This is a genomic window from Sphingobacterium nematocida (assembly GCF_900168125.1).
Taxonomy (GTDB): domain Bacteria; phylum Bacteroidota; class Bacteroidia; order Sphingobacteriales; family Sphingobacteriaceae; genus Sphingobacterium; species Sphingobacterium nematocida.
The window spans coordinates 19,492-31,667 of record NZ_FUZF01000016.1 but is presented as its reverse complement, the minus strand read 5'-3'; the positions used below and the strand labels follow the sequence as shown (position 1 = coordinate 31,667).

Annotated in this window: 12 protein-coding genes; 1 reads left to right on the top strand and 11 read right to left on the bottom strand. The window is 38.4% G+C overall.

The genetic code is table 11. The annotated features are described in order from the left end of the window. Positions 1-28 precede the first annotated feature (28 nt). The 11 genes from B5X76_RS15895 to B5X76_RS22475 form a co-directional block, all read right to left on the bottom strand. Complete coding sequence (locus B5X76_RS15895) at positions 29-1,015, bottom strand: hypothetical protein (RefSeq protein ID WP_079644594.1); 987 nt, start codon at positions 1,013-1,015, stop codon at positions 29-31. Positions 1,016-1,017: 2 nt separating this feature from the next. Next, positions 1,018-2,589 carry a RagB/SusD family nutrient uptake outer membrane protein gene (locus tag B5X76_RS15890; RefSeq protein ID WP_079644592.1) on the bottom strand — a complete coding sequence of 524 codons (1,572 nt, stop codon included), beginning with the start codon at positions 2,587-2,589 and terminating at the stop codon, positions 1,018-1,020. Between the two features lie 10 nt (positions 2,590-2,599). Continuing rightward, positions 2,600-6,175 (bottom strand): SusC/RagA family TonB-linked outer membrane protein, encoded by a 3,576-nt coding sequence (locus B5X76_RS15885; protein ID WP_079644590.1) that lies wholly within the window; start codon positions 6,173-6,175, stop codon positions 2,600-2,602. A gap of 119 nt (positions 6,176-6,294) precedes the next feature. Continuing rightward, complete coding sequence (locus B5X76_RS15880) at positions 6,295-7,392, bottom strand: FecR family protein (RefSeq protein ID WP_079644588.1); 1,098 nt, start codon at positions 7,390-7,392, stop codon at positions 6,295-6,297. Between the two features lie 68 nt (positions 7,393-7,460). Continuing rightward, positions 7,461-8,039: an RNA polymerase sigma factor gene (locus B5X76_RS15875; protein WP_079644586.1), complete on the bottom strand. Its 579-nt coding sequence runs from the start codon at positions 8,037-8,039 to the stop codon at positions 7,461-7,463. A 270-nt stretch (positions 8,040-8,309) separates the two neighbouring features. Next, positions 8,310-9,479 (bottom strand): glycoside hydrolase family 27 protein, encoded by a 1,170-nt coding sequence (locus B5X76_RS15870; RefSeq protein WP_217699671.1) that lies wholly within the window; start codon positions 9,477-9,479, stop codon positions 8,310-8,312. A 68-nt stretch (positions 9,480-9,547) separates the two neighbouring features. Continuing rightward, positions 9,548-9,751 (bottom strand): hypothetical protein, encoded by a 204-nt coding sequence (locus tag B5X76_RS15865; RefSeq protein ID WP_079644584.1) that lies wholly within the window; start codon positions 9,749-9,751, stop codon positions 9,548-9,550. A 154-nt stretch (positions 9,752-9,905) separates the two neighbouring features. Then, a complete protein-coding gene (locus B5X76_RS21745; protein WP_139375349.1) occupies positions 9,906-10,100 on the bottom strand; it encodes a hypothetical protein in 195 nt (64 codons plus the stop codon). After that, positions 10,063-10,242: a hypothetical protein gene (locus B5X76_RS15860; protein ID WP_079644582.1), complete on the bottom strand. Its 180-nt coding sequence runs from the start codon at positions 10,240-10,242 to the stop codon at positions 10,063-10,065. Before B5X76_RS15860 ends, B5X76_RS21745 begins: the two co-directional genes overlap by 38 nt. A 133-nt stretch (positions 10,243-10,375) precedes the next feature. After that, on the bottom strand, positions 10,376-10,813 hold the full coding sequence (locus B5X76_RS15855) for a DUF5675 family protein (protein WP_079644580.1): 438 nt from the start codon (positions 10,811-10,813) through the stop codon (positions 10,376-10,378). 117 nt (positions 10,814-10,930) lie between these two features. Continuing rightward, a complete protein-coding gene (locus B5X76_RS22475) occupies positions 10,931-11,200 on the bottom strand; it encodes a fibronectin type III domain-containing protein (RefSeq protein ID WP_394333410.1) in 270 nt (89 codons plus the stop codon). Between the two features lie 641 nt (positions 11,201-11,841). On the opposite strand from B5X76_RS22475, the gene B5X76_RS21740 reads away from it, so the two are divergent. Beyond that, positions 11,842-12,120: a hypothetical protein gene (locus tag B5X76_RS21740; RefSeq protein WP_176141105.1), complete on the top strand. Its 279-nt coding sequence runs from the start codon at positions 11,842-11,844 to the stop codon at positions 12,118-12,120. Positions 12,121-12,176: the final 56 nt, after the last annotated feature.

Below are 12,176 nucleotides of genomic sequence, written 5' to 3'. Positions count from 1 at the left end.
AATTTGTTTTTTAATTATTTATTAAAAATTAAAGATCAACCCCCAATTGATTTAAAATCAGATCGTGCAATAGTGTATACTTCTTCATTACCAACGGATGATCTCCCCAGTATTTTTTGAAGGTAACTTTATCTGAATTAAGCATTTCTCGAACATAACTATCCAAATCCATAGCCATATGTGCTGGAGTAAAATATCCTCCTCCATGGTCATTACCCCCGACAAAACCAAACTGACCACATACTCGACGAAGTTTCACTTTTTCTGCCTCAATACGTGCTTCCGTCCATCCTTGTCTACGAAGGTTTTCTACCAAATTAGGAGTATACAATATACCAACACTTGTTCCTGCAGCAACAGTTTTATCCAAATCAGAATATTTCTTACCGCCATACCAATCGCTTTTACTGACAGCACCAAACTTATTTAGTTCGTCTGGAAAACCATCTAGTTTTACACGAATAATTTTTTTAACTATTTCTTTAAAGTGCCCAGCGGTATCTGTTGACGTAAGTTTATCGGTCATCATTAATGTTCTAAAATAGTTTACAGCTTCGCCCGATTTAAATGTGATAATATCACCCGAGCTAGACTTCTCATTCAGAGCTCGTACCAGTAATATGGAAAATGGATAAAGAGGTTTTGATATGGATTTCAAATACTTCTCAGCATAATTTAATGCGTCCATTTGTTCATCCATCTGGGTTATCGGGTCAACTATAAATGTTGAATTCTTGTAAGTATTAAACGTCCATCCCAGATCTAAACGCTCTGTACGGTATATTGGATTACCATTTACATCATTTCTTACAAAATACTCGCCCACTGTATCTTTAAAAAACACGGCAACGCCATAATCTCTATACAGTTCATAAACTTTTTTCTTGACTGGACTGCTGTCATCTGGACGGAAGACATAAAGATCACTGACTTCTGTTTTAAACAACCCTTCCTCCTTTTTGCATCCTAAAACAAGAAGAAAGGCTATAATTCCGAAAATAAATCTTTGTATCATAATTAGAATTTTATATTAATCACTTTACTTGGTTCCCTAACTTCACGGGCATTCACAGGCATCCCTGGTTGAAATTCACGGACATCAGCCGGGATTTGCAATGTATATGCCGGATCTTTTTCTTTCAAAATATACTCTTCTTTCTGTATAAAAGTTCCATTATCAGTGAATACGCCAAATGCTCTTACAATTGGTCTAGAGAAAGGATACTTACTATTTACACTATATCTCCTGATATCAAACCAGCGGTGACCTTCAAAACAAAGTTCACGTCTTCTTTCAGCACGTATTTCATCGACCAGCTCTTTTCCAGCTAAAGTCTCCTCTTTATAATCTATTATTCGGTTACCTTTAAGTCTATTGAGATAGGTATTGGCAGTAGACTCATCCCCTAAAAAAGCACTTGCTTCGGCAAGGTTAAGAAAAGCTTCACCTGAACGAATCAAAAACTGGTCAGAAAAATAAGATTGATGTATACCATTTTTATACTTTAAATTAAGAGCTGTGCTATCCGAATAACGCGTAGTCTTAAAGAACACATTTTTCCTTTTATCTTTGGCATCAAACGTAGTGACTAAATCTGCCGACACACAGAAATCTCGAGGTGCTGCTGAAAAACTAGTTTGAAAATTCAAACTTCCCTGGCTAAATAATACTTCTGGATTCTCCATTGTAAAAAACGTAAACTCGGCACTCGCTTCTGGCAATTGCTGTAATAACGCATTATCTTTAACCACTTCCTCTGCGTATTTTTTAGCCATATCGTACTGCTCTGTAAATAACCCTACACGACTCAACAATACTTTAGCAGCATTACCAGTTGCACGAAGATGGGTTTCTCTTATAGATCCTTTTGCAAAATTTTCAATAGATGCTAATAAATCCTCTTTAATTTGCGTATATATTTTATCCAGTGGTGCACGTTCAAATTGCTGATCTTTCTTATTCTCATGTTCCACGTAGTGTGTTAATTTTAATGGAACACCTAAAGTCTGTGATGCCGTAGCTACATCATATGGTTGTCCATAAATATTAACCAGCATAAAGTAAAATTGGGCTCTTAAAAACAGTGCCTCTGCTTTTACTCTATGGTAATCAGCTATTTCATGATCTTTTTTAACATCAATCTTTTCGATCTCGTTCAAGATTATATTACATATATTTATTCTAGCATATAAATCTTTCCATGTTCCAGACTCAGCAAAAGAGCTTGTTTTATCATACGATTGAGACACATCATATTGCCATGTGGTGTACCCATACATAAAATTCATCTGAGCGGAAGAAGCCCGGGGATCTATCGGACTCGTTGCTGTTGACGCTCCCATTACTGTATTTACATCATCATCCACAAAATTAAGCCAAGTTGCCAATTGATTGGATGTAGTAGATGTTAAAGTTCTAGAAGGAATATAAACACTACCTATCAATACTTCATCTAGGTCAGATATTGATTTTACTGTGACTAAATTGGGTGAATATGCTTCTAGATACTTTTCACATGAAGAAAGTCCTAGTATACATACCATTGAAATCCAAGTAATAATATATTTTTTCATATTCGGATATTTCATACTTTTAAAATTAAAAGCTTACAGAAAGCTCAAATGTATACTGAGGTCTCAAAGAAAGATTAGGCTTATCAAAACCAGCTTGCGTTGGTGCTTGTCCACGTAACTCTTTAGCAGACCAGGTAAATAAATTCATCGCGCCGAAACCTAAAGATGCTGATCTAAATGGCGTTCTTTTCAAGGTTTTATTTTCTAAATTGTATCGCATTATTAACGAAGTCAACTTTAAATAATTGGCACTCACTACACGAATATCAGATTGATCGTACATAGACCAAAGATTATCAGCATATCTAAAAGAGTTGCCTAGAATATCAGACATCGTTGAGTAATGATAGTTATAAACAACAAAGTTTGGTGATGATGGGCTAATAATTGCTGGAATGTTTGTTTTGGTTTCGTCTCCCGGCACCACCCAACGATCCACCATTTCCTTCCTTACATTATTTTCAGCTTTAACACCATTAATAATAGGCTTATACAAACCAAACAATCTTGCTTTGCCCCCTAAACTATAAGATAGCATGGCCGAAACGGAAAGACGTTTATAATTCAATCTATTGGTCAAACTACCAGAAAAATTAGGTTCACGACTACCAGAGTTAACCATAACCATCTTAACCGTTTCTTCTAAGTTTTTACCTTGCAAAAGATGTTGTCTATCTTCAAAATCATACATCAATGGCGATCCATCTGCCGGATTTAATCCTAAAAACTTATACGAGTAAAAAGTACCTACAGATTCGCCATTTACTAAAGCATGTCCTCCTAAATAACTGGCCGCGGTATATACAGTGGCATTATCAGACTGTACCCGATTAAAGTTTCCGCCATAATATGTAGACATATACCAGCTAAAGTCCTTTTTCTTGATTGGGAATAAGGCTAAACTCACCGAATATCCTGAGTTTTTAATCTTACCACTATTCATCACATACGTCTCTGTACCATTTTCTGCAGCGACAGAGACTGTACTAAAGGCATCGTTCGTACGCTTACCATAAAGACTTACACCTACGTTTATACGACCTTCATAAATGGAAGCATCTGCACCAAAATTCCATTGTCTCGTTTGCTCCCAGCGTAAATTTGGATTAGGAATTCGTGCAGAGTACGATACATATTCATTAAACATTGGATTTATAGTGCCCAACCGCATAATAAAATTAGGACTTTGATCATCTAACATATTACCTTGAATACCAAAAGAAGCACGTGTTGAAAAGGTATTTATGAAATCGATGTCTTTAAATAAAATTTGCTTGAAATTACTATTCCCCGAAACAGACCAAACCGGCAATAACCGTTCATTAGATCTACTCCCAAATTTGTTAGAAATATCAAATCTTGAATTCGCATTCAAGGAAAAATACGTTTTATAACTATAACTTAACACCCCATAGCCCGATACGGTACGCGTTAAGTTCTCGTTTAGATTTGTATGATTCTTGTTTATCCAATCTCTATATCGAGGAAACAACTCTAGATCTAAATTATCAACAAATTGTTTTCCACGATCTTTTAGGTATCCACGACTTTCAGTTCCTATAGAAGACGTTCTGTTTTCATAAGTTTCATATCCGCCATTAAAGTGGATACTATGTTTATCGTCTTCACCGAACTGCTTTCTATAATTAGCCTGTATCCTAAAAGTATAAGACCCTGCAGACGAGTTATTAGCATTTAAAATACCTCCATAGGGAATTTCGCTATATCCATATTCACCTTCTTGTGGCTTTTCCCACCATTCACCGTTTTTGTATTTTGCTATATAGTGTGTCTTCTCTCCCCACCATGACTCCTGTCCAGAACCACTAGTAGAATAATTCCCCGAAAGATCTAAGTCCAGGCTATTGTTCACTTTATAGCGGACCGATAATATCGAATTTAAATTCTGGGAATTGATATTTACAGAGCTATTATCAATTTCATTTAAGATATTAAATTGAAATTGGTTGAAAGCTCTATTGTGATTGTACATCAACACGTCATAAAAAAATGGATCACCTTCCTGGTCGTATAAAGGGAGAGCTCGCGTTGTGTTATATGCATAATCCATTGTTCCTATCGCTTGTTGCTGATTTGTGCGTTTAGCTTCGCTACCACTAAGAGCAACATTTAATTGGATCTTGTCATTAAAGAATGAACTATTGATATTAATTCTTCCAGTAAAACGATTGGAATACGTGTTTTTAAGAACTCCATTTTCACGGTTATAGCCGAAAGACGTAAAATATCTGGTATCTTCTGAACCTCCCGACAATGAAAGCGTTTGATCGAAAGAATAAGTATCTTGCGTTAACGCTTTAAACCAATCTGTATTTGCATTTGCATATTGGTCCACCTCTTGCTGAAACTCTCCAATAGAAGTTTTTCCGGTTTGATACCTATAAAAAGCACCCTCATATCCTACCATAGCCATATTAGCAGGAAATGCATAGTGCAAATCCACCAAATCCTTACCAAAAGCAACACGTTCGGCTGAATTCATTAAATAAATACTCTTATCTGTATAGCGTGGTCTTTGCGACATTTTAGTACCCTGTCTAAAACTTACACTCGGTTTACCGACCACTCCTCGTTTGGTTGTAATCACGATAACACCATTGGCCGCCCTCGTTCCATACAAAGCTGTAGCCGACGCATCTTTCAAAATATCTATCCTATCAATATCTTGCGGATTAATACCTGATATAGCATTTCCAATGATGTTTACATAATCTGGATTATTAAGATCATCATTACTCACATTGACCGGATCTTGCATTACAAAACCATCCAATACCCATAATGGCTCCCTATTACCCAATAATGTTGATGTACCACGAATACGTAATCTTGGCGTAGCACCAAGCTCACCTGAGTTCTGCATAAACATCAAGTCTGGAACATTCCCTTCTAAGAGTTGATCAAGGGATGTCATTCCCGGAACCAATAGATCAGGAACGCTAAGCGTCGTAATTTCACTAGTATTTCGGCGCTTATCGATTTTTTGATACCCGGTTACAACAAATTCTTCAATCTCATTTATTTCATCCTTTAAGGTTATAGCCAAACTCTGCTCGTTATTATATTTAACCCGAGTTGTCTTCTTACCCATAAATCTGATTTCCAACTCATCTCCTACCGCGATATCGCGTACTACGAAAGTTCCATCCTTATCGGTTTTACGTAGGATTCGGCTTTTGACAATCATAATGGTCGCCCCTTCGATAGGCTGCTTACTACCATCCAAAACCTTGACAGTAACACTATTTTGCTGCACAGAAAAATTCTGAGCTGCCCCCACATTATCTGCCTTTTTTGACAAGGCGATGGTTTTATTATTGACAGTATAATCTATATTCTTGTCTTTTAAGATTTTTTCCAAAAATGGCTTTAAGTCCATTTTCTCTACGTCTACAAGAACTTTAGCATCCGAATTAAACACGTCTGCCTTTAAAAAAACGGTGTAACCCGTTTGTTTTTTAATTTCCTCGAAGGCCTCCTTCAGTGTCAAGCTCTTATTCTTAATGGTAATGAACTGAGCAGACAATGGTAGCGAAACCGAGGCAAGCAGGAGTAATAAAAAAGTACATTTTCTACGCATAGGCTTCAAATTTTATAGTTATAATTTTAGTTAGTTCAATTTTAAAACCATCCCAAAAGATGATAAGAATCATCCTTAGAAATAATAGTTCAATAGTTAATATTTGTTAGTTTGGAAAATCAGTTTTCATCGAGCCTCAGCGTATTCCCCTTAATGTTTGCTTTTACCCCTACAGCTTCTAAAAGTTTGATAGTAGTGGCAAGTGGTTGATCACGTTCAAATTCACCATAGAACTTAACATCCGCAATTGCTGGATCCACAACAACATTTATATTGTACCAGCGCTCCAATTCCTCACCTACGGTTTGTAGTGTACTGTTATTAAAGTTAAACAGCCCGTATTTCCAGGCGATAGCTTTATCTAGGTCTACACTTTCCAACTTCAGATCGCCACCACCTTTTAAGCTTGCTGTTTCGCCCGGTTTAATCACCATCCCACCTTGATTTTTGGAATTTAGCTTATTTACACGGACAGAACCCTCAACCAATGTAGTATAAACCACATCCGTATAGGTAGATACATTAAAAGAGGTTCCTAATACTTTTACCCCCATTCTATCATCTGCATTGACAATAAACGGACGCTTGGCATCTTTTACCACGTCAAAGTATGCTTCACCACGCAGTTTAACCTGTCTTTGATCACCTACAAACTGTACCGGAAATTCAAGACTAGACTCTGCATTAAGCTGTACCACCGTACCATCGCTCAACTCCACGCTATATTCTCCACCTCTGGGGGTCTCGATACGTGTCATCACTTCTTTTGGCTCCAGATGCCCCATGCTCTCATCCATCAGCCGTATGGTTCCATCCATACTCACCGCAAGACCATTTTGTCTTAACAGGATAGAGTCATTTGGGTCCAGCTTATTATCTAATGTAATTTGTTGCCCATTAGGCAATACCACACTGGCACGTTTGGTAAAAATAGGTGCTTCGGGATTAAAAGCAGGATATGAATATTGCCATATATAAACCGAAATAGCCAAAGACAATAACACAGCAGCTGCCACCGCCCAGCGGTAGTTGAATGTTCTAATCTTTGCCTTGGGTATCCACGGCATTTTTTGCTTAATGAGTTCAAGACGCTGGGCAGATAACTGTACCTCGGGCTGCTTGCCAAGCTCCTGTTCAAACCAGGATTCTACCAAAGCTCTTTCTTCATCGGTACAATTACCTGTATTGTATTTGTCTATAAGTTCCTTTGCTAACATTAATTTCTATCTCCCTCTGAGGTCCATTTATATAGAAGACAAACGAAAAGGATGGAAGTGGACTTTTTTTAAATAAAAAAAGTAAAAAAAATTGCGGTAAGCCTTGAACGCAGGATTTTCAGGGCCCTATGTATCTGTTTTCTAACCGTTTCTTCCGACACACCCAGTTCTTCGGCAATCTCCTTATAGCTTCGATTTTCCTTACGGCTCAATTCAAATACCTGGCGCATCTTGTTGGGCAAGGCAGCCAGTTCTTGCTCAATACGGAGCTCCATCTCATTTTCTAGTATCTTTTCTTCCGTAGTCCATACACCACTATCTAAAAATACCTGCAGTGAGTCAAAATATTGCTCTTTAAATTTATTACGGTTTATCTGATTAAGAATTCGATTGCGCGTGACCCGGTATAGATAAGGTTTAATCTCTGTCTGAATATCGAGCGATCCCTGTTCCCATATTTTAGTGAATATATCCTGGACCAGATCATAAGCTTCGTCTTCGTCTTTCACCATTTTCATCGCCACAGTAAAGACAAATCCTGCATGTCTACCATACATGGTTGTATAAGCATCCGCAATCCCATCTCTTAATAAAGGGATAAGTTCCTGATCGGAAAGTAGACTTAAATCTTTACCTGAGGCCCTCACTTTTGGTTAAGTTTATTATGTTACGAACCTACAACATAAAATTAAACTATACAACCCTAAACCGTTTAAGCTTTAAAAAAAATAATAGTATAACATAATTTATTACTTTTGATATAAAACCAACTAAAATCAAAAAAACTAGTAGGATAAAAATCTTGAACTGAGCTTTACGTTATATTTGGTTATCATGTTTATGACAGATGAGGAATTATTAGAGTCGGTAAAGGAAAATGATATCTATTACACCCTGCTTGTAGAGTCTGATATCTATTAAGAAATTTTTAATACAATTATCCCATGTTCAGGTATATCAAATACGGTCTCTTTTTTCAACTTGCCCCTATTTTTATGTTCCCATAGATCACGAATCTTATTGTTGGCTTTCAGTCCAAACTGCCCTGCTTTCAATGTAAATTTAGTTTCTCCCTTTCCTCTATTCATGATTGCTATCGCTTTACTTTTCCCATCATTACCTAGTTCCTTCATCCATACCTCTACACCAGCCTCTGCAAACACACGTTTTGCCTGATGAAATCCAGTGTCTTGATTTAACGCAATAAGCTCTTTATTCGTAAGTATCCCTATAATCTGCTTGGTCATGGATCGCAAATCATTACCCGCCAGCAAAGGAGAGTTCAGCATACACCACATCGAAAAGTGAGTTTTATCTTCCTCATAACTCATTCCCCTACCTACCTGTAGCATATCCATATCATTATAATGACCCGCCGAAGCATATTTATGTAGATCCACATTCAGATCTATTATCGCCAAGATAGATCCAAAATCCGCACTGATATCTCCCGATATACGCCATGAGTCGGCTTTATCAATAGCCCAAGTGCCCGGAAACTTCCATCGACAGATATTAAATACAATATCAGGGTTAATCGACTTCACCGCACCTAATATTTTTAAGTATTCCGTGCGTTCATCCAACCCCATTTTCTCACCACCGCACCAGTCTACTTTGATAAAATTATAGCCCCATTGCTTGAAAAACAAATCACAATCCTGTTCAATATGTCCGTATATACCAACACCCAATCCATTTTTGTCATTATCCCAAATAGAACCACAGGTATTTTTTCCTGCATCAGTATATATGCCAGCTTTCAACTTTTTACTGTGGATATAATCGGCCAAGGCCTTCATCCCTGAAGGAAATTTTGTTGAGTCTGTTAGTAAATTGCCCGCTTTATCCCGTCCTTTAAAAAAACCGTCATCAATATTGATATAGCGATAGCCCGCATCATACAGTCCACTACTAATTAGTGCATCCGCCTGCTCACGGATCATATTTTCGTCTATATTAATTCGGAAATTGTTCCAGCTGCTCCAGCCCATAATGGGTGCTTTGTCCGACTGCCCGTGTACAATTGTTGGTAAAAATGAACCAACACTATACATGACCAAAGCTATTTTAAAAAAATTAAACATGTTTCTATATTTATGAACATGTAAATCTACTACTATTTTGAAATTGGTTGGTCTAGTCAGCCAACTTGTTAGCACATATTTACCGAACGGCTATGGAGATCATCAGATATTCTCGCTTTAATTTCTGAATAATCACCCATCGTGTCTTGCCACGGCAAATCATCATTCAGATTAAAACTATCTTTGTACGCTTCAAAAAGCAGCTGCTCTTCTTTAGTAGCCACCCCTTGTGTACATCGATCATAAAGTCTTTTATATTCTTGGTCAGTCATATTTTCAGCTTATTACCTATATAGACAATCGCCGAGGACAAAACTCACATAGATTTTTAAAAATAAAAATACGCCTATAGCTATCAACCATAGGCGTTCGATTTTTATTATGTGTTTTTTTAAACCGTTGGAATTACCCGGTCGCATTAAGGTTTCACCCCTTATTATTTTTCCTTTGCAATAACTGAGACATCGTATAACTAACCAATGTCCCCAATGCAGCCATGATAACAGTCTGAATGAGATCACCCAGTGTGATCGAAGCCCAAATGGAGCAGAGTGTACCACCTAGAGTTCCTGCACGGATCTCATCAAGTTTCATTACTATCTCCTCCTTCAGCTTTATCATCTTCGTCTCCACTTATTGCTTCCAGCACCCCTAGCCCTACAGCAATGTATTTTACAATATTCAACGCCTTACCAGGCAGTTTAATCGGGGCCAGCAATATCACCTGTACCACTTGACTTATTTTCTTGATTATTTTGTTCATTGTTTTAATGTTTTATGCTATACACTTTATATAATCGGCCCTACACTTTTCTTACCTATTCACCTTCATGAGCTATTTATTGACACAAGGAAGCCTAGGAATTTTTCTTATGAAAAGGTTCCAGCTGACTTGGTCAATGAATAGCGATCATCACTTCTCCCTTCCTTACAGCCTCTACCAGCATTCCATACAACCTTTCATACGCTTTACCAGAATCGTAGACTGCATAATCACCATCATACCGCTTAAAGTACTCGCCCACCAATAGGCAGCCCTCCGTATCCGAAAAGTAGTTACCGATATGGATGTACACGTATTTAAAATTGGGTACATCTTTAATCTCGATCATACCAAAATGCATATCCGGAAATTTACGTTTATACCTAGCATTCATAGCACCATACGTATTCAAGCGCAGCTCATAGGTTCCTGCCGGTATAGCTGTAGACCCTTTCACCTTTTCGTCCCTTACTAGATCCTCCAGCCCGTAGCCGAAAAACTCCTCGTCGATATAGATTTCAGACAGCGTACTGTTATTCCCCTGTTTGATACGTTTGACTTCTATTTTCATTTTTTCTAGATTTTAGTATTCATCATCCTCTCCATTAAAAATCAAATTGACCAGAGAAAGCCTAGGAAGTTTGCGCAGCAAAGGTCCCAGCTTTTGAGGTCAATTTGATTCGCTCCCTTACCTCACTAACAACCTCGCCGTATTACTCCAGTCTCCTGCACCTTTGCTATTGACGGCACGCACGCGCACCTCATAATAATGTCCCGGTTCTAACGGTGCAATGATATTATTGCGCGATGAGGTTATAGCTATGCGGTCACTCCATGGCTCCTCGGGCGTACTGACCTTACGGTAACTGTATTCATATACACGCACATTCCTCTGTTTGGCAAAATTCAGCCTTGCCTGTCCCGATTGATTGGTGTCCGAGAGTCTTACATTCTGCACCGTAAATGGGACCAGCGATGCCGTAGTCGGTGCATTCGTCGGAAAGCCTGAGCTGAGTAGCACAGACAACTGCCCCTCCGCTACCGAATTGACATAGTAGCCCAGCTTCTGTAAGGCAGATACCAATGCAGGAATACTCTCGTCCTTGATCGCTGTATCCTCTGGTGATCCACGCTTGCGTGCTGCAGCAAGCTTGGTAGAAAAATCATCCAGCAGATCCTGGATATCCTCCAGTGCTGGTGTCGGTGTAGGAAAATTTGCATTCCCCGTCATGGCAGCAATTATCGTTGTTGCTGCCAGTAATAGTTGATCGTCCAGCATACCGCCAAACCCGATCAGTGCTTTCATTTTTATAGCCATTTTAGTCGATTTGTGATCAGGTTATCCAGTTATCGTGTCAAGCAAATAGTTACATCACTTGATCACGGGGCTGCTCATTTCCCGATCGATCCATATTTGTACCATGTTCATTTTACTCGCGAGATGTCTTTGAACACCACAAACATAACCTCATAATGAAGGCAAAATGAAGCCCTTAGCGCGTATTATCGTGTAATAAAATAAAGGATGGTTTTTCGCTGTTTCGCGCTAATTGGCGCTGATCAAAATCTTTAAAAACTGTTTACACACTTTACGGGATAGTGCCAAAGCAGCCCAAACTCAATTCAGTACACATCCTACTGAACACAGTAGCCGGTGTACTGATACCAATGCGCAGCATACTCATCATAGTACACGGCATACTGAAAGCAGTACAAAACATACTCACGTCAGTAGCTCTCCTACTGAAAACAGTACGCTACGTACTCATCACAATAGCCGACATACTCACGTCAGTACAAAAGCTACCGAAAGCAGTAAACCACCTACTCATCACAATAGCACAGCTACTGAAAACAGTACCTAACCTACTGCATTAAGTTCATAGCGCACTATAAGCAGTAGCCGACAGACTGCATTCAGTACATCGGCTACT

Coding starts and splice junctions, on each gene's coding strand:
- B5X76_RS21745 (WP_139375349.1), bottom strand. CDS start 10,100: ATGATAAAGCTGAAGGAGGAGATAGTAATGAAACTTGATGAGATCCGT.
- B5X76_RS15865 (WP_079644584.1), bottom strand. CDS start 9,751: ATGACTGACCAAGAATATAAAAGACTTTATGATCGATGTACACAAGGG.
- B5X76_RS15880 (WP_079644588.1), bottom strand. CDS start 7,392: ATGTTAGCAAAGGAACTTATAGACAAATACAATACAGGTAATTGTACC.
- B5X76_RS15870 (WP_217699671.1), bottom strand. CDS start 9,479: ATGTTTAATTTTTTTAAAATAGCTTTGGTCATGTATAGTGTTGGTTCA.
- B5X76_RS15890 (WP_079644592.1), bottom strand. CDS start 2,589: ATGAAATATCCGAATATGAAAAAATATATTATTACTTGGATTTCAATG.
- B5X76_RS15860 (WP_079644582.1), bottom strand. CDS start 10,242: ATGAACAAAATAATCAAGAAAATAAGTCAAGTGGTACAGGTGATATTG.
- B5X76_RS15895 (WP_079644594.1), bottom strand. CDS start 1,015: ATGATACAAAGATTTATTTTCGGAATTATAGCCTTTCTTCTTGTTTTA.
- B5X76_RS15885 (WP_079644590.1), bottom strand. CDS start 6,175: ATGCGTAGAAAATGTACTTTTTTATTACTCCTGCTTGCCTCGGTTTCG.
- B5X76_RS15855 (WP_079644580.1), bottom strand. CDS start 10,813: ATGAAAATAGAAGTCAAACGTATCAAACAGGGGAATAACAGTACGCTG.